Source organism: Pseudomonas sp. FSL W5-0203, assembly GCF_001896155.1.
GTDB lineage: Bacteria > Pseudomonadota > Gammaproteobacteria > Pseudomonadales > Pseudomonadaceae > Aquipseudomonas > Aquipseudomonas paracarnis.
Map to the genome: position 1 here is coordinate 129,736 of NZ_MPOR01000001.1, position 23,054 is coordinate 152,789.

A 23,054-nucleotide genomic window follows, 5' to 3' on the forward strand; every position below is an offset into this window, starting at 1 on the left:
AACACCGCATTCGCGAGCGAACTCGCTGCCACAGGGCGTCGATCAGGACTTCTTGGCCTGCTGGTAGAGCGGCATTACCTTCGGAATCGCCGCCTGCAAGGACGCGATGCGGCTGTCGGAAGCCGGGTGCGTGCTCATGAATTCCGGCGGTGCGCCTTCCGAAGCCTTGGCCATCTTGTTCCACAAGGTGATGGCCGCGTTCGGGTTGTAACCAGCGCGGGCGGCCAGTTCCAGGCCGATCAGGTCGGCTTCGTTTTCATTGCTGCGGCTGTTGGGCAAGGTCATGCCGTAGTTGGCCACGGTATCGGCCAGTGCCAGGCTGTCCTGGCCGAGACCGAATATTGCCCCGGCGCCCTGCTTGGCCATCTGGATACCGTAAGCCTTGGACATGGCTTCTCGGCCGTGCTCACGCAAGGCGTGGGCGATTTCATGGCCCATCACGGCGGCCAGTTCGTCATCGGTGAGCTTGAGGTTGTCGATCAAGCCGCTGTACACCAGGATCTTGCCGCCAGGCCCGCAGTTGGCGTTCATCTCATCGCTTTTGATCAGGTTCACATCCCAGTTCCACTGGGCCGCATCCGCGCGGAAAGTCGGAGCCTGGGCGATCAGGCGCTTGGCAATGGCCTGCACGCGCTTGGCGTTGGCGCTGGTCTTGTCCAACACCCCTTTGCTGCTGGCTTCACCCAGGGTCTGCTGATAAGACTGGGCATACATCTGGTCGACTTCCTGGCTCGACAGCATGCTGAACATGTACTGCTTGCGCTCCACCCCAACGGCGCCGCCGCTGGTGGTATTGACCGACTGACAACCCGCCAGCAGCATCGCTGCAACCAAACCGCTTACCACCAATGACTTCTTCATGAACACGCTCCCTGAAAACATGGCGCGTATCGTAGGCGGTCATTGGTATCTGCGCCAGATACACCAGACGTTTAACCGCTGAATTTCAGATACATCCGAACGCGACCGGACTGGCAAAGCTCACGCCGGGGTCAGGCACTCGGGCCCATTGAGCTTCGGATCGTTGACCATATTGGCCAGCACCCGCTCGCGCAGCACGGCAGGCTCAGCCGCCAGCAGGCTCTGCAATACATGCAGCGGTGTCTCGGGGTCGAGCCAGGCGGCCTGCGCTGCCGCGTCCAGGATCAATGGCCGGCGCTGACTTTGCGCCGCTTGGGTAACCACCGCCGTACTCAGCCATACCTGCTCCTGCACCGGATACGCTTCCCACACTGCGGCAAAGAACAACGTGGAGCCCTCCCCCGGCGTGAGCCAATACGGGCGCTTGCGCTGGGTGCCGCGCCATTCGTAGAAACCGTTGGCCGGCAGCAGGCAGCGGCGCTGGCGGAACGCTTCACGGAACATCGGTTGTTCGGCCAGGGTTTCGGCGCGGGCATGGGCTGGAGTACGCGACAGGTCTGTCAGCCAAGGCGGCGTAAGGCCCCAACGGGCACGCGCCAGGGTGAGCTGGCCTTCGCTCAGGCGCTGGATCAGTACCGAATCATTGGGGGAAATGTTCCACTGGGCCTGCTGATCCGCGGGGAAGCCGGGCAAGGCAGCAAAGGCAGGGTTCCAGCGAAACAGGGCATAACGTCCACACATGGGGCAACACGACTCTTGGGGTAAACCGACCGACAGCCTAACAGACCAATACGTCGGGGAAGCTGTCGGGTTCGTCGCCGGGCAACGGTTGCGCGCCGATATAGGCAGTGATCAGCTCGCGGGCAACAGCCGCCTGATCGTTATCGACCTCCAGCCCCAGCAAGCCGAAGATCGGCAACTCGCCCGTGCCGCCGAGCAGGTGGCGCCCCACCAGATGCGCCTCGATGCCTTCACTGGCAAGCATCTGCTGCAGCAACTCGCCCTCCATCAGGTTTTCCGGTTCGTAGACTCGCTGCATGGGCGTACCTTTTTATTCGTTCCCGCTGCGCATTATTCATTTTCGCTACGGGTTTCAAGCATCCACTCTTCACCATGAACTTGCAGGTCGAATGTGATCGGCCGGCAACACACTTGGCAGTCTTCTATATAGGTCTGGTCACCACCGGACAAATCCACCGTTGTCTCGACCTCTTCGCCACAATAAGGACAATCGTACAGCGCAGTTTCGAGCATCGCAGTCTCCCAGGTGACTTGTGCGTATAATCGCCGGTCTATTTACAGGGCTATTCTTGGCCGGCCCCTTATTCGGACCGCACCCTGACATTTCCTTTTACTTACCCTAGCCGTTTCTAACAAGAGAGCATGATGGGCGAATTCGATACCATCCGACCTTACAACGACAGCGAAGTCCCGGCAGTGCTGGCGCGCCTGTTCAGTGACAAGGCCTTTCTGGACATCCTGACCCACTTCCGCTTCCCGCGCTTTGCAGGCGCCCTGGGCTGGCTGCTCAAGCCAATGATCGCGCGCAAACTGCGCCGTGAGTTCGCTGGCGTCACCACCGTGGCCACGCTGCAGGACAAGGTCGAGTACTACGTTGACCACACCATTGACCGGGCGACCGACGGCGTGACCTATACCGGCGTCGAGCAACTGAAATCCGGCACCGCCTACCTGTTCCTGGCCAACCACCGCGACATCGTGATGGATCCGGCCTTCGTCAACTACGCCGTGTACCACGCCGGCCTGCCGACGCCGCGCATCGCCATCGGCGACAACCTGCTGCAAAAGCCGTTTGTCAGCGACCTGATGCGCTTGAACAAGAGCTTCATCGTGCACCGTTCGATCACCGGGCGAAAGGAGAAGATGGCGGCTTACAACTTGCTGTCGGCCTACATCAACCATTCGATCCGCAACGACTGCCAGTCGATCTGGATTGCCCAGGCTGAAGGCCGGGCCAAGGATGGCGATGACCGTACCGAATCGGCGATCCTCAAGATGTTCCACGTCAGCCGCAAGGACGAGCCATTTGCCGAGGTCATCCAGTCGTTGAACCTGACGCCGGTGTCCATCAGCTACGAGTACGACCCTTGCGATGCCGCCAAAGCCCGCGAGTTGTATATCCGCGCCACCACCGGTACCTACAGCAAGGCACCGGGCGAGGATGATGTGAGCATTGCCCTGGGCATTACCGGCTATAAAGGCCGGGTGCACGTGAACTTTGCGCCGCCGATCACCGAGCGTTTCGAAGACACCAAGCTGCTGGCCGTGGAAATGGACCGGCAGATCCTGGGCGGCTATCGGTTGTTCCCGGTGCACTACCTGGCATATGCGCAGTGGAGTGACGCCGACCCGCAATTGCAGGTGCCCAAGGCGGCGGACGTATTCCCTGCCGATGAGCTGGCCAAGGCCAAGGCGGAATGGGAACGGCGCTTGAACGAGTGCCCGGCGGAGCACCGGCCTTATCTGGTGGTGCAGTATGCGACGCCGGTACGCAACCAATACCGAGTCAAGGCTGGGATCCCTCTATAAACACCCAACCCAAATATGTGAGCCCACAGGGGATATGGGGCAGGCGCTGATTCTGTGGGCAGTACATGGCCAGTGTGGGAGCTGGCTTGCCTGCGATAGCGGTGGTTCAGTTAAAGATTCAGCGGCTGATACACCGCCTTCGCGGGCAAGCCCGCTCCCACATTTGGTTTTGCAGTGGAATTAGAAGTGGGTGCTGAGCCAGGAGATGGCCAGGGCCAGGCCAAGGCAGGCGAACCCGACGCGGTATGCCAGGCGATGCGCCCGTTCGGTGCGTGTATCCAGAAACAGCATCGGCTGGTCGATAGCGCGCTCTTCGCTGCGCAGGGCCAGGTCGGCCATCGCACGCTGTGCATGCAGGCGGGTGATAAACAGCAACCAGGCGCCCGAGCAGGCAACCAACAGGGCAACAATATTAATGAGCAGTGCGGGCAGCGCCATCGCAAACCTCGGTGAACCAGTGTTCGGGTATCAGTCCAGATACACACCTGAACGACAGTCGCCTCCTGCGCCTTAAATGCTCCTTCCCCATGGACGGCTAATGTATCCAGTAATTTACGCCGTCACCTGAACGTCACCTTAACAAGCCACTCTGTTGCCCTTCGACGCTTGAGGAGCTTGTCATGTTGCATGCGCAAAACCAGGATCGGCTGTATCTGATCGCCCAGAGCGATGAACAGGAGGCGCTGATCGGCAGCCTCGCGTTCAACGTTCAGGACCGCCATTGGCTGGTGTATTGCGCCCTCGGCGGGCACCAGCATGCCGATCTGCCGGAGCTGGATGTGCTCACCGGCGTGAGCATGCTGGACTTTTATGTCGATACGGCGGCATGACAAAACCACAGGCATAAAAAAACCGGGCTCAGCGATGAGCCCGGTTTTTTTGTGAGCGGCTTATTGCGCGCTGAGCAGTTGGCCGATGCTTGGGTCCTTGAACAGGCGGGTCAGGGCATCGCTGAGCACGTCGCTGACCAGCTTGGTGTTGGTTTCCTGGTTGGGCGACATGCCGAAACGCTGGTTGAGCGAGGCGGCGTAGCGGCCACTGTAACGGCGGGTGCCGGCACTGACGTCAGACTTGAAGGTGGCGCCGATGGAAGCCTCGGTCACATACAGGCCGTCTTTGGGCGACTGGTATTTAAGCTCGGCCAGGGTCACGGTCAGTTGTGGTACGCCTGGCGAGTTGGTCGGCGTAAAGCCCAACAAACGCACAGCAGCTTCAGCCTGGGCCTGCAACTTGGGCAGCACATCCTGGCCGGTCACCGAAATCAGTGCGGTCTCCGGGTACAGGCCGCCACGCGAGCCCAGGGTCGGCGACGGACGACCGTCGACCACGCGCACCGACACCGGCTGGCCATGGCCTACCGCAGCCAACGGCGCAGTGACTTTAGGTTGCGGGCTGAGTTGTTGCGGGCTGTTGGCGCAGCCGACAAGGGTCAAACTGGTCACAGTGATCAAACCGAACAACAGGCGTTGCAACATCGCATTTCTCCAGGACTAGGTGCAGACAGGTCGCCAGTATAACGGTGCACGCGCGCCACTCACCAGCGATCCTGAACGACGACTGAAGCCCCGGTGCAAATTACAAATTCGCATAAATTCGTCACCCCAGTGTCATGCCACACTGGCAACCTTCAAGCATGTAACACACCAGGTACACAGCCATGCGCCTTCTCAAGACCCTGTTCATGTCACACACCCGCCATCGTCACTTTGCCTTGCTCGATGCCAAAGGCCATTGCCAGGCATTCAAGCAGTGCAGCCTGCCGCCCGTCGGTGAAGGCTGGGTGGAAGTGACCGAGACTCACCTGGGCTGGATGCACCGCCCACTGCCGGCCAGCGCCCGGGTCAGCCCGCAGGTTTTTCGCGCACAACATCGGCAAGCGTTGGCCTCCTGACCGGGACCCGAATAAAAGTCATAAAACACGCCCATTTCCTTGGCGTTCTTCGCTACAATCTCCCCCCGATTATAAGGACGTCTCCTGATCGGGCCACGCAGCATCGTTAATGCCCAGGCATTAGCCCCCAAAATCGCCCACAGAGAGCCGCCCACACAGATCGAGTGAAGCTGGCGTGCTTGCTGTTTCCTTTGCAAACCACCCCGTCTTTCATCGAATCTGCCAGAGCTGCCATTGCGCTCGGCCACTTGAGTTGTTTGCCCGTTTTGCCGCGTGTCGGCAGAGGTTTACGGGCCAGGTGCCAGGCTGGGGCAGCCCTTTTTTGAGGTTCACGTCTTCAAAAGAGCGTGAAAAAACGGGTTTTCACAACTTCACAAGAGTGTGGCGAGCAAATGAATAGTTTGGCGTTTGTACAAGCACCATCAGCGTCTGGGTCAGCCCAATTACACAGGATCGAGCCTTCCTCAAAAACCGGAGCTTGAGCCTGTCCGCTACGGATTGGTTGCACGAATCGCACGCTTTGACCATAAGTCGAATTGCCACAGGCGCCCATGAATGCGTTCATAGGCAGATTAGCCCGGCAGGAAGCGTGTGCTGAAGTTGCAAAGAATTGCGAAACGGACATGGCGATCCTGGCCATGGGTAACCTGGGGCAACACGTGAATCGCCCCGTCACTCCTGGCAGCCATGCCGTCAATTTGGTGCTGCAGATTTTGGAGACGCGTTAAATGGCGCATAACGAAGCAGTCGACGTAGTACTGGTAGGGGCCGGCATCATGAGTGCCACCCTGGCCGTACTGCTCAAAGAGCTCGACCCCAGCCTCACGCTGGAAGTCGTTGAGCTGATGGACTCGGGTGCCGCGGAGAGTTCCAACCCGTGGAACAACGCCGGCACCGGCCATGCCGGGCTGTGTGAGCTGAACTACACGCCACAGGCCGCCGATGGTTCCATCGACATCAAGAAAGCCGTGCACATCAACACCCAGTTCGAGGTGTCGAAGCAGTTCTGGGCTTACCTGACCAAGAAAGGCACCTTTGGCTCGTCCAAGTCGTTCATCAGCCCGGTGCCGCACCTGAGCTTCGTGCAGGGCGACAAAGGCGTGTCCTTCCTCAAGAAGCGCTTTGAGACCCTCAGCCAGCACCACGCGTTTTCGGACATGCACTACACCGAAGACCGCAGCGAAATGGCCGAGTGGATGCCGTTGATGATGCCGGGCCGCCCGCTCGACGAAAAAATCGCCGCCACCCGCGTGATGAACGGCACCGACGTCAACTTTGGCGCCCTGACCAATCAGCTGCTCAGCCACCTGACCAGTTCGCCAGACGCCCAGGTCAAGTACTGCAAGCGCGTAACCGGCCTCAAGCGCAACGGCGCAGGCTGGACCGTGAGCATCAAGGACGTCAACAGCGGTAACAGCCGCGACGTCGATGCCAAGTTCGTGTTCCTCGGCGCTGGCGGTGCGGCGCTGCCGTTACTGCAGGCTTCGGGCATCGAAGAGAGCAAAGGCTTCGGCGGCTTCCCGGTGAGCGGCCAGTGGCTGCGTTGCGACAACCCGGAAGTGGTCAAGCAGCACCAGGCCAAGGTCTACAGCCAGGCTGCCGTGGGCTCGCCGCCGATGTCCGTGCCGCACCTGGACACCCGCGTGGTGGATGGCAAGAAATCCCTGCTGTTCGGGCCATACGCTGGTTTCACCACCAAGTTCCTCAAGCACGGCTCGTTCCTTGACCTGCCGATGTCGATTCGCGCCGGCAACATCGGCCCGATGCTGGCCGTGGCCCGCGACAACATGGACCTGACCAAGTACCTGGTCAGCGAAGTGCGCCAGTCCATGGAACAGCGCCTGGAATCCCTGCGTCGCTTCTACCCCGAGGCGAAAGCCGAAGACTGGCGCCTGGAAGTGGCCGGCCAGCGCGTGCAGATCATCAAGAAAGACCCGAAGAAAGGCGGCGTGCTGCAGTTCGGCACCGAACTGGTCGCGGCCAAGGACGGTTCGCTTGCGGCACTGCTGGGCGCGTCTCCTGGTGCTTCGGTCACGGTCTCGATCATGCTGGAGCTGATCGAGCGCTGCTTCCCGGAGAAAGCCGCCGGTGAGTGGGCTACCAAGCTGCATGAGATCTTCCCGGCACGCGAGAAAGTGCTGGAGACGGACGCCGAGCTGTATCGCAAGCTCAACACGCAGAACAACATCAGCCTGGAGCTGGTGGAGCAAAGCAACGAGGCTGAAAGCTACGCGTGAGGTCGTGACGCAGAGCGTCACAGAATGCATTCCCACGCAGAGCGTGGGAACGAGCGCGAAACGCCCCGGCCTCTCATGAGGCCGGGGCGTTTTTTTGTGGCTCGGATAATCAGCCGCGGGCGTTGTCGATCAGCTCGATGTATTCGGCGGCGTTGCGCTGGTCTTTGATCAGGTCGACGAAGGTCTGGCCATGCTCGTCCTTGCCGTCCAGGTCCAGGCCTGCTTCTTTGAAAAAGCCCAGGAAACGCTCGAAGTCGTCGATACGCAGGCCGCGATAGGCCTTGATCAGTTTGTGCAGGGACGGCGACGTCGCATCAACCGGCTCGAAGTCCAGGAACAACTTGATCTGGTCGTCACCGATTTCGTCGCCAATCACCTGTTTCTTATCTTTACGCATTACCGACTCCAGCCTGCAGACATTTACACGGGGCTTGAAGTCTACCTGCGCGACGCCGGCTTCGAAAGCGGTGAGAAAGCAATGTGGGACGGGGCTTGCTCAGTCGAACTGGGCAAGCATCCAGCGATGATACTCAGCCATACCTGCCTCGCCTTCACGGGGAGCCCAGTCGGCCAGCTCACCCTCACCCACAGCGCGGTAAGGGCCAGCCTTGCACTCAAACATCACGCTGTCCGGCTCAAGCACTACCAGGCCATGGAACACGCCGGGCGACAGGTCGACGCCCTGGCATTCCCCGCCCGCTTCCAACACACGCTTGCTCAACACTTCCCCCGTCTCGCTGAAAATCAGGATTCCCAGACGCCCTTTGAGCACCAGCAACGTCTCCGCCTTATCGGCACTCAGGTGACGGTGAGGCTGTACATAGGTGCTGGGCTGCAAACCGACGGCCATGCGATGACAAGGCTCTTGCATCTCATGGAAGTTAACGTTTTGACGACCACGGGGATTGGCGGCCGCTTTCTCGGCCAACTCGGCAAACAGCGTCTGATCAAGAAAGCGGGCCATCGATTACATTCCTTTAACGGCGTAGATGCCATTGGCATTACGCCAGTAGCCCTTGTAGTCCATGCCATACCCGAAGATATAACGGTCGACGCACGGCAACCCGACAAAGTCGGCTTTCAGCTCTGGGCGCGCCTTGCGGTCGTGGTCTTTGTCGATCAGCACGGCGGTGTGCACTTTGCGTGCACCGGCATGTTTGCAGAAATCGATGATAGCGCCCAGGGTGTGACCTTCATCGAGAATGTCATCGATGATCAACACATCGCGGTCGATGAACGACACTTCCGGCTTGGCCTTCCAGAACAAGTCGCCGCCGCTGGTCTCATTGCGATAGCGGGTGGCGTGCAGGTAAGAGGCTTCCAGCGGGAACTGCAGGTGAGTCAGCAATTTACCGGCGAAGATCAGGCCACCGTTCATCACGCAGAAGACCACCGGGTTGGTGTCGGCCATTTCGCGGGTGATGTGCGCGCCAACCTTGGCGATCGCTGCTTCGACTTGCGCTTCGGTGTACAGGCAGTCAGCCTCGTGCATGATTTGACGGATATGCTCGAGATCAGCAGACATGGCGCTCTCCAAGGGGGTGCTGTGGCAAGAAAAGCGGGCGAAGGTACGCTTCTCGTGCGCTCCAATCAAGCCTTTATGGACTAACGTACTTGATGTCTATAGGACAACACCCTCGGATAGATTAATCTAGGCCGGTTTTTTTGCCCGCCGCCGGAGCCTTTCCTATGCCCACTCGCGAGATCCGCCACCCGCTGATCCGACACAAACTCGGCCTTATGCGCCGTGCCGACATTAGCACGAAGAACTTCCGTGAGCTTGCTCAGGAAGTCGGAGCGTTGCTCACTTACGAAGCCACCAAGGATTTGCCCCTGGAAACCTACGAGATCCCCGGTTGGGCTGGTCCCGTACAAGTGGAGAAAATCGCCGGTAAGAAAATTACCGTCGTCCCTATCCTGCGTGCCGGTATCGGTATGCTCGAAGGTGTACTCAGCCTGATCCCGGGCGCCAAGGTCAGCGCCGTGGGCGTAGCCCGCAATGAAGAAACACTGCAGGCCCACACCTACCTGGAAAAACTCGTCCCGGAAATCAACGAACGCCTGGCCATGATCATCGACCCGATGCTCGCCACCGGCAGTTCCATGGTCGCCACCATCGACTTGCTGAAAAAAGCCGGTTGCCGGGACATCCGCGCCATGGTGCTGGTGGCCGCGCCAGAAGGCATCGCCGCCGTCGAGAAGGCCCATCCGGATGTACAGATCTACACCGCATCCATCGATGAGCGCCTGAATGAACACGGCTACATTATCCCGGGCCTGGGCGATGCCGGTGACAAGATCTTCGGCACCAAGCAGAAGGACGCGTGAGCATGCAGGATGAATTCAACGACCCGCTTTGGCGCCAGATCCTGTCTGGCGCACAAATGCTCTTCGTAGCATTTGGCGCGTTGGTGTTGATGCCGCTGATCACAGGTCTTGATCCAAACGTCGCGCTGTTTACCGCAGGCCTGGGCACGTTGTTGTTCCAGGTGGTGACAGGGCGGCAGGTGCCGGTATTTTTGGCATCGAGCTTCGCGTTCATCACCCCGATCATTCTCGCCAAGGGCCAGTTCGGCCTGGCGGCGACCATGGGCGGCGTGATGGCGGCGGGTTTCGTCTATACGTTCCTGGGACTGGCCGTGAAGGTCAAGGGCACCGGTTTTATCGACCGGCTGCTGCCGCCCGTGGTGATTGGCCCAGTGATTATCTCGATCGGCCTGGCCATGGCGCCGATTGCCGCCAACATGGCCATGGGCAAGTCTGGCGACGGTGCCGAGTTGATCCACTATCAGACGGCGATGCTGATCTCGATGCCAGCGCTGCTTACCACTTTGATCGTGGCGGTGTTCGGCAAGGGCATTTTCCGCCTGGTGCCGATCATTTCCGGCGTGCTGGTGGGTTTTGCCATGTCGTTCTACTTTGGTGTGGTCGACACGGCGAAAATCGCCGCCGCCCCCTGGTTCGCCCTGCCCCACTTCACCGCGCCGGAGTTCAACTGGCAGGCCATCCTGTTTATCGTCCCGGTGGCCCTGGCCCCGGCGATCGAGCATATCGGGGGTGTGATTGCGGTAGGCAGCGTGACCGGCCGCGATTACCTGAAAAAGCCTGGCCTGCATCGCACGCTGCTGGGTGACGGTATCGCCACCACGGCTGCCGGCATGTTTGGCGGCCCGCCGAACACCACCTACGCCGAAGTGACCGGCGCCGTGATGCTGACCAAGAACTACAACCCGAAAATCATGACCTGGGCGGCAGTGTTTGCCATCAGCCTGGCGTTCATCGGCAAGTTCGGCGCGCTGCTGCAGAGCATCCCGGTGCCGGTGATGGGCGGGATTCTGTGCCTGCTGTTCGGCTCGATTGCTGCGGTGGGGATGAACACGCTGATTCGCCACAAGATCGACCTGGGCGAGGCGCGCAACCTGGTGATTGTGTCGGTAACGTTGGTGTTCGGGATTGGCGGTGTGCTGGTGGGTACCGGCACCGGCCCGGATGATTTCGGCCTCAAGGGCATCGCCCTGTGTGCGGTGGTGGCAATTGGTTTGAACTTGCTGCTACCGGGCAATGATGGCTGGAAGAACAAGAAGCCGGATGAGCCGCTGCTGTAACTGACTAAACGCAAATCAGTGTGGGAGCTGGCTTGCCTGCGATAGCGGTGTATCAAACGACAGATAGGTCGACTGTTACACCGTCATCGCAGGCAAGCCAGCTCCCACATTTGATTTTCAGCGTCTGTTAGAGCTCACCGAGCCCGTCGATCAGCGCCTGGTTCTGCTCCGGCGTCCCGATGCTGATCCGCAGGAACTGGGCAATCCGCTCCTGCTTGAAGTGCCGCACGATCACCCCTTGCTCACGCAACTTGGCGGCCAGCCCTGCAGCGTCATGCCGCGGGTGACGGGCGAAGATGAAGTTCGCTGCCGATGGCAATACCTCGAATCCCTTCGCTTCCAATTGCGCGACGACCTGGTTGCGGCTGTCGATCACCCACTGGCAGGTTTTCTCAAAGTATTCACGGTCGTCAAACGCGGCCGCCGCGCCAACAATCGCCAACCGATCCAACGGGTAGGAGTTGAAGCTGTTCTTGACCCGCTCTAGCGCCTCGATCAGGTCTGGGTGGCCCACAGCCAGGCCCACACGCAAACCGGCCAGTGAGCGCGATTTGGACAGGGTCTGGGTCACCAGCAGGTTCGGGTAACGGTCGACCAGGCTGATGGCAGTTTCGCCGCCGAAGTCGATATAGGCTTCATCGACCACCACCACCGAGTCCGGGCTGGCCTTGAGGATCTGCTCCACCGCGTCCAGCGCCAGTACGCAGCCGGTGGGCGCGTTAGGGTTGGGGAAGATGATCCCGCCGTTGGGCCTGGCATAGTCAGCGGCCCGAATCTGGAACTGTTCGTCCAGTGACACCGCGTCGAACGTAATGCCGTACAGGCCGCAGTACACCGGGTAGAAGCTGTAGCTGATATCCGGGAACAGCAGCGGCAGATCGTGCTGGAACAGGCCATGGAAGATGTGCGCCAGGACTTCGTCAGAACCGTTGCCGAGGAACACCTTGCCGGCATCGATCCCGTAATACCTGGCCACGGCCTGCTTGAGCAGGTCGCTGTTGGGGTCCGGGTACAGGCGCAAGTTGTCGTTCAACTCGGCCTGCATTGCCGCCAGCGCCTTGGGCGATGGGCCGTAGGGGTTTTCGTTGGTGTTGAGCTTGACCAGTTTGGTCAGCTTCGGTTGCTCACCGGGTACGTAAGGCACCAGGTCCTTGACGAAAGGGCTCCAGAATTTGCTCATGCCTTACGCTCCCTTGACGATGCGGTATTCAGCGCTGCGTGCGTGCGCGCTGAGGGATTCACCACGGGCCAGCACCGAGGCGGTCTTGCCCAGCTCGGAAGCGCCTTGTGGCGAGCAGAAGATAATCGACGAGCGCTTCTGGAAGTCGTACACCCCCAGCGGCGACGAGAAACGCGCAGTGCCGGAGGTTGGCAACACGTGATTGGGGCCGGCGCAATAGTCGCCCAGGGCTTCGCTGGTGTGACGGCCCATGAAGATCGCCCCAGCGTGACGGATCGATGGCAACCAGGCCTGTGGGTCCGCCACGGACAGCTCCAGGTGCTCCGGCGCGATGCGATTGGCCACTTCAATGGCCTGCTCCATGTCACGCACCAGAATCAGCGCACCACGGCCGTTGATCGACTTCTCGATGATCTCGGCACGCTCCATGGTCGGCAGCAGCTTATTGATGCTGGCGGCGACCTTGTCGAGGAACTCGGCATCGGGGCTGACCAGGATCGCCTGGGCGTCTTCATCGTGCTCCGCCTGGGAGAACAGGTCCATGGCGATCCAGTCCGGGTCGGTCTGGCCGTCACACACCACGAGGATTTCGGAAGGACCGGCGATCATGTCGATACCGACCTGGCCAAACACATGGCGCTTGGCAGTCGCGACGTAGATATTGCCGGGGCCGACCACTTTGTCGACCTTCGGCACGCTTTCGGTGCCATAGGCCAGCGCTGCGACGGCCTGGGCGCCACCGATGGTGAACACACGGTCCACACCGGCGATGCAGGCGGCAGCCAGCACCAGCTCGTTGATCTCGCCACGGGGGGTCGGCACCACCATGACCACTTCGGTCACGCCGGCGACTTTGGCCGGGATCGCATTCATCAACACCGACGATGGATACGACGCCTTACCGCCCGGCACGTAAAGGCCGGCGCGGTCCAGTGGCGTGACCTTCTGGCCCAGCACAGTGCCGTCGGCCTCGGTGTAGCTCCAGGAGTCCTGCTTCTGCTTTTCGTGATAGCTGCGTACCCGCGCCGCAGCGACTTCGAGGGCTTCGCGCTGCGGTGCGGTGATGCGCGTCAGCGCCAGCTCCAGGCGTTCACGCGGCAGGATCAGGTCAGCCATGGACTGCACGTCCAGGCCGTCGAACTGGCGGGTGAAGTCCACCAGCGCAGCATCACCGCGCTCACGCACGGCCTTAATGATGTCGAGCACCCGCTGGTTGACCGAGTCGTCGGACACGCTTTCCCAGCTCAGCAGATGATCCAGATGATGGGCGAAATCCGGGTCGGCAGCGTTGAGTCGGGCAATTGCAGTGGACGTGGTCATAGCGAGGGCCTCAATAGAATTGGCAAAAACTCAGGCGCCCTAAACTAGCAGTCGTTTCCGCTTGGGCACCTGAGAATTCTGGCTATGAGGCGGATAGACGGGCGTAGCTCTTCAGCTACGCGGGTGAGTCAACCGCGGTGTCGAGACTCCACTGCCTTGCGCAGGGTGTCGATCAACGCCTGAATACGGGCGTGCTGCATCTTCATCGATGCTTTGTTGACGATCAGGCGGGAGCTGATGTCAGCGATAAAATCCTGGGGCTCCAAACCGTTGGCACGCAGGGTGTTGCCGGTGTCGACCACGTCGATGATCTTGTCGGCCAGCCCGATCAGCGGTGCCAGCTCCATGGAGCCGTAGAGCTTGATGATATCGACCTGACGGCCTTGTTCGGCGTAATAGCGCTTGGCAACGTTGACGAACTTGGTGGCGACCCGCAGGCGGCCCTTGGGCTCGACATCACCCACGCGGCCAGCGGTCATCAGCTTGCACAGGGCGATGCGCAGGTCCAGAGGCTCGTACAGGCCCTGGCCACCGTATTCCATCAGCACGTCCTTGCCGGCAACACCCAGGTCGGCGGCGCCATGTTCAACGTAGGTCGGCACGTCGGTAGCCCGCACGATCAGCAGGCGCACGTCGTCCTGGGTCGTGGGGATGATCAGCTTGCGGCTCTTGTCCGGATTCTCGGTCGGCACGATGCCCGCTTCAGCCAGAAGCGGCAACGTGTCGTCAAGGATGCGGCCCTTGGACAGTGCGATGGTCAACATGGGAAATGTCAGTCCTTCATCAGGCTATTGCTGTCCGGTCGCAAACGGCGCCAGACACAGATCGAGGCCATGACAGCCTCGATTTGAAACAAACCAGTGTTTGTAGGAGCGAGCTTGCTCGCGAAGAACGTCAACGATAACGCGTTTATTCAGAGTCAACGCGGTTCACATGAGGCCTTCGCGAGCAAGCTCGCTCCTACAGGGCAGCGGGGACTAGCCCGGTACGCGGCGAATCTTCGCGCCGAGCATCTGCAGTTTCTCTTCGATGCACTCGTAACCACGGTCTATGTGGTAGATGCGGTCGATCAGGGTGTCACCTTCGGCGCACAGTGCCGAGATTACCAGGCTGGCCGAGGCACGCAGGTCGGTTGCCATTACTGGCGCGCCCTTGAGCTTGTCGATCCCGGTGACGATGGCGGTGTTGCCTTCGACCTGGATCTTGGCGCCCATGCGGTGCAGTTCATACACGTGCATGAAGCGGTTTTCGAAGATGGTCTCGATCACAGCACCGGTGCCTTCGGCAATCGCGTTCAAGGAGATGAACTGCGCTTGCATGTCGGTCGGGAACGCCGGGTACGGAGCGGTACGCACGTTGACGGCTTTTGGCCGCTTGCCGTGCATGTTCAGCTCGATCCAGTCTTCGCCGGTGGTGATCTCTGCGCCGGCTTCCTTGAGTTTTTCCAGGACGGCTTCCAGGATGGTCGGATCGGTGTCCTTGACCTTCACACGGCCACCGGTCACGGCAGCGGCAACCAGGTAGGTACCGGTCTCGATGCGGTCAGGCATGACTTTGTAGGTGGCGGTGTGCAGACGCTCTACACCATCAATAGTGATGGTGTCAGTGCCAGCGCCGGAAACTTTGGCGCCCATGGCGTTGAGGAAGTTGGCCAGGTCGACCACTTCCGGCTCGCGTGCGGCGTTCTGCAACACGCTGCGACCGTTGGCCAGGGCAGCGGCCATCATGATGTTCTCGGTACCGGTGACGCTGACGGTATCAAAGAAGAAGTTCGCGCCGCGCAGGCCGCCTTCCGGCGCCTTGGCTTTGATGTAGCCGCCTTCGACGTCGATGACTGCGCCCATGGCCTCAAGGCCACGGATGTGCAGGTCGACCGGACGCGAACCAATGGCGCAACCGCCAGGCAAGGCTACTTCGGCTTCGCCGAAACGGGCAACCATCGGGCCCAGCACCAGGATCGACGCACGCATGGTTTTCACCAGTTCGTACGGGGCAATCAGGGTCTTGATGGTACGTGGGTCAATTTCGACGGCCAGTTTCTCGTCGATCACCGGCTCAATGCCCATGCGACCGAACAGCTCGATCATGGTGGTGATGTCGTGCAGGTGCGGCAGGTTGGCCACAGTCACCGGGCCATCGCACAGCAGGGTCGCTGCCAGGATCGGCAAGGCGGAGTTTTTCGCACCGGAAATGCGAATCTCGCCATCAAGGCGGGCACCGCCGGTAATAATCAATTTATCCATAAGAATCTCGACGCCTTGGGGGCTCAGGTGCGCTCGGCCCAGGCCGCGCGGCTGAAAAATTTCATAGTGACCGCATGGATGCTGCCATCGGTGATCCATGGGTTCAAATGGGCATAGATCTGCTGCTGACGCTTGACCGGGCTCAATGCCGCCAGTTCATCGCTAATCACGTTCAGCTGGAAATTGCAGCCTTCGCCTTCGACTTCTACAGTCGTTTCAGGCAGCTTTCCTTCAAGGAAGCTCTTAACTTCTAGGGCCTGCATGCTCAACCTCTATCGGCGCCCAGTGCGCACGGGTCGCACATCATACAAAAAAGCCCCGCGCCTGCGAACCCCGCATAGCAGGACTCTGACGGGGGGCTTCTTTAACAATGTGTATTAAGGATGCGCCAGTAGCTCGGTCAAACCGGAAACTTCGGCAATTTCGCGCATGTCTTCCGGCAACGCACGGATACTGACCGGTTTTTTCGCCGCCTCGGCATCACGCATGAAGCACAGCAACAACGACAGGCCGACGCTGCTGGACTTGGTCACCGCCGAGCAATCAAGCACCAGCTCTGGCGCTTTGCTGGCCTTGATCAGCGCCTGGCCCTGCTTGCGCAGGTCAGGCCCGGTGCGGTAATCCAGCACGCCGCTGAGGAACAGCTCGCCGGCGTCGCCGATACGAACAGCCGACTCGGTCATTGCGCAGGCTTCCCGGCAGCTTTGTCGGTTTCTTCCTTGGCCTTGGCCACTTCACCGGCCCAACCGTTGATGGTCTTGTCCAGATCGTTGCCATTGCGCTGCATCGCGTCGGCGAACTGATCACGGAACAGCTTGCCGATGTTGATACCGTTGATGATCACGTTACGCAGCTTCCACTCACCGTTGATCTTCGTCAGGGTGTAGGACACAGGGTACACGGCGCCATTGCTGCCGGAGACTTTCATCCCGACTTCAGCACGGTCGCCCGACTCGTCCTTGGGCGCATCAACGATAATGCCCTGGTTGTTGTATTCCAGCAGAGCGTTGCCGTAGAACTGGAACAGACCCTTCTTGAAGTTTTCCTGGAACGTCTGCATCTGCGCAGGCGTAGCCTTGCGCGAATACTTGACCGTCATGATGCTTTTGGAGATGCCTTCAGCATCGACCACAGGGCCAACGATCGTGTTGAGCGCGTTGTAGAACTTGGAAGGGTCTTGCTTGTACTGTTCTTTATTAGCCTTGAGGTCAGCCAGCATTTTGCTGGTGGTGTCCTGCACCAAATCGTGGGCAGAACCTGCCGCGTTGGCCATCATCGGCAATGCTGCAAGCAGTACCAGCAGGCCACGTCGCAAGGTAGAGATCATGAACAGATTCCTCATTTGGCGTCTTTATTGACCGTATTGAGCAAAAATTTTCCGATCAGGTCTTCAAGCACCAGCGACGACTGTGTGTCGTGGATGGTCGAACCATCCTTGAGCAGGGCTGTTTCCCCGCCCACGCTGACCCCGATGTACTTCTCGCCCAGCAAACCCGCAGTGAGGATAGATGCCGTGGAGTCAGTTGGCAGATTATCTACCTTCTTGTCCAGTTGCATCGTCACCCGACCGGTAAAGCTGTCGCGATCCAGATCGATTGCCGTGACTTTGCCGATGGTGACACCGGCCATGGTCACTTTGGATCTGACCGTCAAACCGGCGATATTGTCGAAGTACGCGTAAAGTTTATAGGTATCGGCGGTAGGGCTGGCCGACAGGCCGCTGACTCGCAGGGCCAACAACAGTAAAGCCAGGATGCCAGCCAGCAAGAAAAGGCCGACACCGATTTCCACAGTGCGGTTTTGCATCAGAAATCTCCAAACATCAAGGCGGTCAAAATGAAGTCAAGGCCCAGTACCGCCAACGAGGCGTACACAACGGTCTTGGTGGTGGCACGGCTGATCCCCTCTGAAGTGGGCTCACAGTCATAGCCTTGGAATACGGCAATCCAGGTCACCACAAAGGCAAAGACGATGCTCTTTATAATGCCGTTGAGCACGTCACCGGTGAAGGTCACGCTGTTTTGCATGTTGGCCCAGTAGGAGCCGTCGTAGACCCCCAGCCAGTCAACCGCCACCCACGAACCACCCCAGATACCCACCACGCTGAAGATCATTGCCAGCAGTGGCAGGGAAATGAAGCCGGCCCACAGGCGCGGGGCAACGATGTACTTGAGCGGGTCCACGCCGATCATTTCCAGGCTGGACAGCTGCTCGGTGGACTTCATATTGCCGATTTCAGCGGTCAACGCCGAGCCCGCACGCCCAGCGAACAACAAGGCGGTGACCACCGGGCCAAGCTCACGCAACAGAGTCAGGGCCACCATCTGCCCTACCGCCTGCTCCGAGCCGTAGCTGGACAGGATATTGAAACCCTGCAGGGCCAGCACCATGCCGATGAACACGCCGGAGACCACGATGATCACCAGGGACATCACCCCCACCGAGTGCAGTTGCTTGACCAGCAGGCCAAAGCCGCCGCCGATGCCGCCGCGCCCCAGCAAGGCGTGAAACAGGAAAATGGTCGAACGCCCCAGCACTTCGACGATGTCGATGCCCGAACGACCGAAAAGGCGAACCTTCTCGATAAGAGATGTCTTGCGCATCAGCGCTTCCCCAGAAGATCTGAGCGGTAGTCCGCCGCCGGAAAGTGAAAAGGCACCGGGCCATCGGGGTTGCCGGTCATGAATTGGCGAATGCGCGGGTTATCGGCGTTCATCAACTCTTCAGGCGTACCCTGCCCCAGCACCTGGCCATCACCGACTACATACAGATAGTCGGCAATGCTCGCGGTTTCGGCCAGGTCGTGGGATACCACGATACTGGTGATTCCCAGTGCATCGTTGAGCAGGCGGATCAGGCGCACCAACACGCCCATGGCGATCGGGTCCTGCCCCACGAATGGCTCGTCATACATGAGGATCTGTGGGTCGAGCGCAATGGCCCGCGCCAGGGCGACACGGCGCTTCATGCCACCGGACAACTCGTCCGGCATCAGGTCGATGGCGCCGCGAAGGCCTACGGCCTGCAGTTTCAGCAACACGATGTCACGAATCATTTCATCGGACAGCTGGGTGTGCACCCGCAGCGGGAAGGCCACGTTTTCGAACACATCGAGGTCGGTAAACAGCGCGCCGCTCTGGAATAGCACGCCCATATGCTTGCGCGCATCGAACAGATCGCTGCGCGACAGCGTCGGCAGGTTCTGGCCGTTGACCCACACTTCCCCGGCACTGGGGCGCAATTGCATGCCCATCAGGCGCAACAGGGTGGTCTTGCCGCAACCGGAAGGCCCCATGATGCCCGTGACCTTGCCGCGAGGAATGCGAATATCGACGTTATTGAAGATGCTGCGCGTCCCGCGCTTGAAGGTAAGACCCTTCAGCTCGACCGCGTAGGCGTTATCGGCACTCATCTAATCTCCTTGGGATGCAGCCTTTCACTCAGACACCATGTGTGCGACTTTGGTTTTCAACAGATGCGCAATAGTTGAGCACATGGGTTGGGCGGACCGAACTGGCGGCGAACTATATCACTGCTGGTACAGAGCGCCCAAGGCCGGAACAGCGCTGGTTCAGATTTGAGACAGGGAAAAAACGTTGCTTGCTATGTTGCCCACGGTGCTTTTCAGTTATCCCGCGCACAAAGCCTGACGAACTTGCGTGAGGGAATCGATCATTACCGCTATAATCGCCGACTTTTCGTCAGGCTATACGATTTCAGACATGAGCCAATCCAGCGACCTTATTCAATCCGCACAACGCACCATACGCCTTGAGCTTGAAGCCGTAGAAGGCTTGCTGGCCCATATCGACGCGGATTTCGTGCGCGCCTGCGAGATGATTCTGGCGAGCAAGGGCCGCGTTGTGGTGGTCGGCATGGGCAAGTCCGGCCACATTGGCAACAAGATCGCGGCGACCTTGGCAAGCACGGGGACCACTGCGTTTTTCGTGCACCCGGCCGAAGCCAGCCACGGCGACATGGGCATGATCACCAAGGATGACGTGATTTTGGCGCTATCCAACTCCGGCACCACCAACGAAATCGTGACCCTGTTGCCGCTGATCAAGCGCCTGGGCATCCAGATGATCAGCCTCACAGGTAACCCTGAGTCAACGTTGGCCAAGGCTGCCGACGTCAACCTGAACGTGCACGTGACCCACGAAGCCTGCCCACTGAATCTGGCGCCCACCTCCTCCACCACCGCCGCGCTGGTAATGGGCGATGCCCTGGCGGTGGCATTGCTGGAGGCCCGCGGGTTTACGGCCGAGGACTTCGCATTTTCACATCCGGGTGGCGCACTGGGCCGTCGCCTGCTGCTGAAAGTGGAAAATGTCATGCATCGCGGCGCCGAGCTGCCGAGCGTTCCACGCGGCACTCTGCTTCGGGATGCGCTGATGGAAATGACGCGCAAGGGCTTGGGCATGACCGCCATCGTCGAAACCGATGGCCGGCTGGCCGGGATATTCACCGACGGCGACCTGCGTCGCACCCTTGACCGCACCATTGATATCCATACCGCGACCATCGACGCCGTGATGACCCCTCACGGCAAGACCGCCCGCGCCGAAATGCTCGCGGCTGAAGCGTTGAAAATCATGGAAGACCACCGGATAGGCGCACTGATCGTGGTCGACCACGATGATCGGCCGATCGGGGCCCTAAACCTAGGCGACTTGCTGCGCGCAGGAGTGATGTAAATGACCAGCGACCTGATGCAACGCGGTAAAAACATCAAACTGGCGATTTTCGACGTTGACGGCGTGCTGACGGATGGCCGCCTGTACTTCCTCGAAGACGGCAGCGAATTCAAGACCTTCAACACCCTCGATGGCCAAGGCATCAAAATGCTGATGGCAGCGGGCGTGCAAACCGCAATTATCAGCGGTCGAAAAACACCGGTTGTGGAACGCCGCGCACAAAACCTTGGTATTCCTCACCTGTATCAGGGCCGCGAGGATAAACTGGTGGTGCTGGACGAGCTTCTTGGCCAACTCAACCTAAGCTATGAACAGGTCGCCTATCTGGGCGACGACCTGCCAGACCTGCCGGTGATTCGCCGGGTGGGCCTGGGCATGGCCGTCGCGAATGCCGCGGCGTTTGTCCGCGAACACGCCCATGGCATCACCACCGCCCGTGGCGGCGAAGGTGCCGCCCGCGAGTTCTGCGAGTTGATCCTGCGTGCCCAGGGCAGTCTTGAAGCGGCCCACGCCGCCTACCTATAGAGCGTTATATGCTGAGCAAAAAGATTCGCAACTTCCTGTTATTCGGGGTCATCGCCGCGCTGCTCCTGGCGGTGGGCTACTGGAATATCAGCCCGGAGCGCTTTCTCGACAAGCCTGTTGCGCAGGTTGACGAAGGTCTTATCGACTATTACGCCACCAATGCCTACAGCATTCAGTACCTGCCTGACGGCAAGGTGCAGTATGAGATGACATCGGACAAGGTCGAGCACTTGAAGGCTTCCGAAGTCAGCCTGCTGACCAATCCGGACCTGAACCTGTATCGCGGCACCGAATTTCCCTGGCACGTCACCAGCAAGCGTGGCGAGGTCAACCCGGATGGCACCGAAGTTGAACTGATCGACTCGGTTCGCGTCGCACGTACAGACGCGCAGAACCGCGACACCATCATTACCAGCAGTCGCATGACCGTATTCCCACAGAAGCAATATGCGCAGACCGAGCAAGACGTTAGAATCGACGGCGCTGGCGGTGTATCGACTGGCAAGGGAATGAAAGCGTATTTGAAAGAAAGCAGGATACACCTGCTATCGAACGTAAGAGGACAGTATGAGGCTCGTTAAAACCCTCCCTATTTTGCTCGGTCTGGGCGCAGCACTGGGAAGCGTGAGCGCCTGGGCTCTGCCGAACGATAGCCAGCAACCGATCCATATTTCGGCTGACGATGCACAGCTCGATGACAAGAAAGGTGTTGCCACCTATACAGGCGGCGTGATCATCACCCAGGGCTCGATGAAGATTACCGGCAACACGGTGACTCTGACGCGCACCCAGGCAGGCGACATTGACGTGGTGACGTCGGTGGGCAACCTGGCTTATTTCGAGCAGAAGCAGTCCGCTACCGACACCGGCCCGATGAAGGGCTACGGCAAGACTATCCAGTATCACGCCCAGCAGAATCGTATCGTGTTGATCGACCAGGCCAAGGTACTGAGCCCAGACGGCAACTCGACCGAAGGTGAAAAGATCACCTATGACACCGTCAAGCAGATCGCCAACGCCGGTCGCGCCAACGGCTCCAAGGTCACTGCACCGCGCCCGCGCATCGACATGGTTATCCAGCCGAAGAAGAAGGCCGAGTAATGGCAACCCTGAAAGCCCAGCATCTGGCCAAGGCCTATAAAAGCCGCCAGGTGGTACGCGACGTCAGCCTGTCGATCGACAGCGGCCAGATCGTCGGTTTGCTCGGCCCCAACGGTGCCGGCAAAACCACTTGCTTCTATATGATCGTCGGGCTGGTCCAGGCAGACCAGGGTCGTGTATTGATCGACGACCTGGATGTCAGCCATCAACCCATGCACGGTCGTGCACGGGCAGGTATCGGCTATCTTCCCCAGGAAGCGTCGATCTTCCGCAAACTGTCGGTAGCCGATAACATCATGGCGATTCTCGAGACCCGCAAGGAACTCGATCGCGATGGCCGCCGCCAGGAGCTGGAAAGCCTGCTGCAGGAATTCCACATCAACCATATTCGCGACAACCTCGGCATGAGCCTGTCCGGTGGTGAGCGCCGCCGCGTGGAAATCGCCCGCGCCCTGGCGACCGCGCCGAAATTCATCCTGCTGGATGAACCCTTTGCCGGTGTCGACCCGATTTCGGTGGGTGACATCAAGCAGATCATCCATCACCTCAAGGCCAAGGGCATTGGCGTGCTGATCACCGACCACAACGTGCGCGAAACCCTCGATATCTGCGAAACAGCGTATATCGTCAACGATGGTCAGCTGATTGCCGAAGGCGATGCCGAGACTATCCTGGCTAACGAGCTGGTGAAGGAAGTGTACCTGGGTCACGAGTTCCGCCTGTAAACACAGGGGTATCGCGCTTTTCCCTGGAGCGCGCGGGAGTCAATGGAAACCTCGGTTTTTTTATTGTTACCGCGCTCTAGGCAAAGGCCCCGAGATCAGGCATATAATTTGCTTATGTT

The 23,054-nt window shown here is 59.6% G+C and carries 30 protein-coding genes; 11 read left to right on the forward strand and 19 right to left on the reverse strand.

Features of this window, described 5'->3' with window-relative positions; genetic code table 11:
- Nucleotides 1-42: 42 nt before the first annotated feature.
- From BOP96_RS00600 to BOP96_RS00615, 4 genes are all read right to left on the reverse strand, one after another.
- On the reverse strand, nt 43-861 hold the full coding sequence (locus tag BOP96_RS00600) for a M48 family metallopeptidase (protein WP_014716953.1): 819 nt from the start codon (nt 859-861) through the stop codon (nt 43-45).
- A gap of 120 nt (nt 862-981) precedes the next feature.
- A complete protein-coding gene (locus BOP96_RS00605) occupies nt 982-1,602 on the reverse strand; it encodes an SOS response-associated peptidase (protein ID WP_014716952.1) in 621 nt (206 codons plus the stop codon).
- Between the two features lie 37 nt (nt 1,603-1,639).
- The gene (locus BOP96_RS00610; protein ID WP_014716951.1) at nt 1,640-1,900 is read right to left on the reverse strand and encodes a putative signal transducing protein; all 261 of its coding nucleotides are present in this window, start codon (nt 1,898-1,900) and stop codon (nt 1,640-1,642) included.
- A 32-nt stretch (nt 1,901-1,932) separates the two neighbouring features.
- Nucleotides 1,933-2,115 (reverse strand): CPXCG motif-containing cysteine-rich protein, encoded by a 183-nt coding sequence (locus BOP96_RS00615; protein ID WP_014716950.1) that lies wholly within the window; start codon nt 2,113-2,115, stop codon nt 1,933-1,935.
- 132 nt (nt 2,116-2,247) lie between these two features.
- On the opposite strand from BOP96_RS00615, the gene BOP96_RS00620 reads away from it, so the two are divergent.
- Nucleotides 2,248-3,411 carry a 1-acyl-sn-glycerol-3-phosphate acyltransferase gene (locus BOP96_RS00620; RefSeq protein WP_014716949.1) on the forward strand — a complete coding sequence of 388 codons (1,164 nt, stop codon included), beginning with the start codon at nt 2,248-2,250 and terminating at the stop codon, nt 3,409-3,411.
- A gap of 180 nt (nt 3,412-3,591) precedes the next feature.
- Here the strand turns inward: BOP96_RS00620 and BOP96_RS00625 are convergent, their stop codons facing one another.
- A complete protein-coding gene (locus BOP96_RS00625; RefSeq protein WP_073451621.1) occupies nt 3,592-3,849 on the reverse strand; it encodes a hypothetical protein in 258 nt (85 codons plus the stop codon).
- A 182-nt stretch (nt 3,850-4,031) separates the two neighbouring features.
- Here BOP96_RS00625 and BOP96_RS00630 point away from each other — a divergent pair, with 182 nt between their 5' ends.
- Nucleotides 4,032-4,241 (forward strand): hypothetical protein, encoded by a 210-nt coding sequence (locus tag BOP96_RS00630; RefSeq protein ID WP_014716947.1) that lies wholly within the window; start codon nt 4,032-4,034, stop codon nt 4,239-4,241.
- Between the two features lie 60 nt (nt 4,242-4,301).
- On the opposite strand, the gene BOP96_RS00635 is transcribed toward BOP96_RS00630, so the two are convergent.
- On the reverse strand, nt 4,302-4,886 hold the full coding sequence (locus BOP96_RS00635; protein WP_014716946.1) for a YajG family lipoprotein: 585 nt from the start codon (nt 4,884-4,886) through the stop codon (nt 4,302-4,304).
- 182 nt (nt 4,887-5,068) lie between these two features.
- Here BOP96_RS00635 and BOP96_RS00640 point away from each other — a divergent pair, with 182 nt between their 5' ends.
- Both BOP96_RS00640 and mqo read left to right on the forward strand, forming a co-directional pair.
- Complete coding sequence (locus BOP96_RS00640) at nt 5,069-5,302, forward strand: hypothetical protein (protein ID WP_014716945.1); 234 nt, start codon at nt 5,069-5,071, stop codon at nt 5,300-5,302.
- Between the two features lie 728 nt (nt 5,303-6,030).
- Nucleotides 6,031-7,539 carry a malate dehydrogenase (quinone) gene (gene mqo, locus BOP96_RS00645; RefSeq protein WP_014716944.1) on the forward strand — a complete coding sequence of 503 codons (1,509 nt, stop codon included), beginning with the start codon at nt 6,031-6,033 and terminating at the stop codon, nt 7,537-7,539.
- A 109-nt stretch (nt 7,540-7,648) separates the two neighbouring features.
- Here mqo and BOP96_RS00650 read toward each other — a convergent pair whose 3' ends face one another.
- The 3 genes from BOP96_RS00650 to BOP96_RS00660 form a co-directional block, all read right to left on the reverse strand.
- On the reverse strand, nt 7,649-7,936 hold the full coding sequence (locus tag BOP96_RS00650; protein ID WP_003188614.1) for a PA4642 family protein: 288 nt from the start codon (nt 7,934-7,936) through the stop codon (nt 7,649-7,651).
- A 99-nt stretch (nt 7,937-8,035) separates the two neighbouring features.
- A complete protein-coding gene (locus tag BOP96_RS00655; RefSeq protein WP_014716943.1) occupies nt 8,036-8,503 on the reverse strand; it encodes a WbuC family cupin fold metalloprotein in 468 nt (155 codons plus the stop codon).
- A 3-nt stretch (nt 8,504-8,506) separates the two neighbouring features.
- A complete protein-coding gene (locus BOP96_RS00660) occupies nt 8,507-9,064 on the reverse strand; it encodes a hypoxanthine-guanine phosphoribosyltransferase (protein ID WP_003188610.1) in 558 nt (185 codons plus the stop codon).
- 164 nt (nt 9,065-9,228) lie between these two features.
- On the opposite strand from BOP96_RS00660, the gene upp reads away from it, so the two are divergent.
- Both upp and BOP96_RS00670 read left to right on the forward strand, forming a co-directional pair.
- A complete protein-coding gene (upp, locus tag BOP96_RS00665; protein WP_003188608.1) occupies nt 9,229-9,867 on the forward strand; it encodes a uracil phosphoribosyltransferase in 639 nt (212 codons plus the stop codon).
- Between the two features lie 2 nt (nt 9,868-9,869).
- A complete protein-coding gene (locus BOP96_RS00670) occupies nt 9,870-11,144 on the forward strand; it encodes a uracil-xanthine permease family protein (protein ID WP_003188606.1) in 1,275 nt (424 codons plus the stop codon).
- Nucleotides 11,145-11,271: 127 nt separating this feature from the next.
- Here BOP96_RS00670 and hisC read toward each other — a convergent pair whose 3' ends face one another.
- The 10 genes from hisC to BOP96_RS00720 form a co-directional block, all read right to left on the reverse strand.
- On the reverse strand, nt 11,272-12,324 hold the full coding sequence (gene hisC / locus BOP96_RS00675) for a histidinol-phosphate transaminase (protein ID WP_014716942.1): 1,053 nt from the start codon (nt 12,322-12,324) through the stop codon (nt 11,272-11,274).
- A 3-nt stretch (nt 12,325-12,327) separates the two neighbouring features.
- Nucleotides 12,328-13,644, reverse strand: coding sequence for a histidinol dehydrogenase (hisD, locus tag BOP96_RS00680; protein WP_014716941.1), 1,317 nt, complete (start codon nt 13,642-13,644; stop codon nt 12,328-12,330).
- 128 nt (nt 13,645-13,772) lie between these two features.
- Nucleotides 13,773-14,408, reverse strand: coding sequence for an ATP phosphoribosyltransferase (hisG, locus tag BOP96_RS00685; protein ID WP_003188599.1), 636 nt, complete (start codon nt 14,406-14,408; stop codon nt 13,773-13,775).
- Between the two features lie 213 nt (nt 14,409-14,621).
- On the reverse strand, nt 14,622-15,887 hold the full coding sequence (murA, locus tag BOP96_RS00690) for a UDP-N-acetylglucosamine 1-carboxyvinyltransferase (RefSeq protein WP_003188598.1): 1,266 nt from the start codon (nt 15,885-15,887) through the stop codon (nt 14,622-14,624).
- Between the two features lie 23 nt (nt 15,888-15,910).
- Nucleotides 15,911-16,150: a BolA family protein gene (locus tag BOP96_RS00695; RefSeq protein WP_003188597.1), complete on the reverse strand. Its 240-nt coding sequence runs from the start codon at nt 16,148-16,150 to the stop codon at nt 15,911-15,913.
- A gap of 114 nt (nt 16,151-16,264) precedes the next feature.
- A complete protein-coding gene (locus BOP96_RS00700; protein WP_003188596.1) occupies nt 16,265-16,570 on the reverse strand; it encodes an STAS domain-containing protein in 306 nt (101 codons plus the stop codon).
- Nucleotides 16,567-17,214: an MlaC/ttg2D family ABC transporter substrate-binding protein gene (locus BOP96_RS00705; RefSeq protein WP_014716940.1), complete on the reverse strand. Its 648-nt coding sequence runs from the start codon at nt 17,212-17,214 to the stop codon at nt 16,567-16,569. Before BOP96_RS00705 ends, BOP96_RS00700 begins: the two co-directional genes overlap by 4 nt.
- 11 nt (nt 17,215-17,225) lie before the next feature.
- Nucleotides 17,226-17,693, reverse strand: a complete 468-nt coding sequence (mlaD, locus tag BOP96_RS00710) for an outer membrane lipid asymmetry maintenance protein MlaD (protein ID WP_003188593.1) — start codon at nt 17,691-17,693, stop codon at nt 17,226-17,228.
- Nucleotides 17,693-18,490, reverse strand: coding sequence for a lipid asymmetry maintenance ABC transporter permease subunit MlaE (gene mlaE / locus BOP96_RS00715; protein WP_003188592.1), 798 nt, complete (start codon nt 18,488-18,490; stop codon nt 17,693-17,695). Before mlaE ends, mlaD begins: the two co-directional genes overlap by 1 nt.
- Nucleotides 18,490-19,299 carry an ATP-binding cassette domain-containing protein gene (locus tag BOP96_RS00720; protein ID WP_003188590.1) on the reverse strand — a complete coding sequence of 270 codons (810 nt, stop codon included), beginning with the start codon at nt 19,297-19,299 and terminating at the stop codon, nt 18,490-18,492. Before BOP96_RS00720 ends, mlaE begins: the two co-directional genes overlap by 1 nt.
- Nucleotides 19,300-19,609: 310 nt before the next feature.
- Here BOP96_RS00720 and BOP96_RS00725 point away from each other — a divergent pair, with 310 nt between their 5' ends.
- Genes BOP96_RS00725 through lptB form a run of 5 tightly spaced genes read left to right on the forward strand, consistent with a single transcriptional unit; the run spans nt 19,610 to nt 22,935 of the window.
- Nucleotides 19,610-20,584, forward strand: coding sequence for a KpsF/GutQ family sugar-phosphate isomerase (locus BOP96_RS00725; protein WP_014716939.1), 975 nt, complete (start codon nt 19,610-19,612; stop codon nt 20,582-20,584).
- Nucleotides 20,585-21,109: a KdsC family phosphatase gene (locus tag BOP96_RS00730; protein ID WP_003188588.1), complete on the forward strand. Its 525-nt coding sequence runs from the start codon at nt 20,585-20,587 to the stop codon at nt 21,107-21,109.
- An 8-nt stretch (nt 21,110-21,117) separates the two neighbouring features.
- Nucleotides 21,118-21,690 (forward strand): LPS export ABC transporter periplasmic protein LptC, encoded by a 573-nt coding sequence (lptC, locus tag BOP96_RS00735; protein ID WP_014716937.1) that lies wholly within the window; start codon nt 21,118-21,120, stop codon nt 21,688-21,690.
- Nucleotides 21,677-22,210, forward strand: coding sequence for a lipopolysaccharide transport periplasmic protein LptA (gene lptA, locus BOP96_RS00740; RefSeq protein WP_014716936.1), 534 nt, complete (start codon nt 21,677-21,679; stop codon nt 22,208-22,210). Before lptC ends, lptA begins: the two co-directional genes overlap by 14 nt.
- Nucleotides 22,210-22,935, forward strand: coding sequence for an LPS export ABC transporter ATP-binding protein (gene lptB / locus BOP96_RS00745; protein WP_003188582.1), 726 nt, complete (start codon nt 22,210-22,212; stop codon nt 22,933-22,935). Before lptA ends, lptB begins: the two co-directional genes overlap by 1 nt.
- Nucleotides 22,936-23,054: the final 119 nt, after the last annotated feature.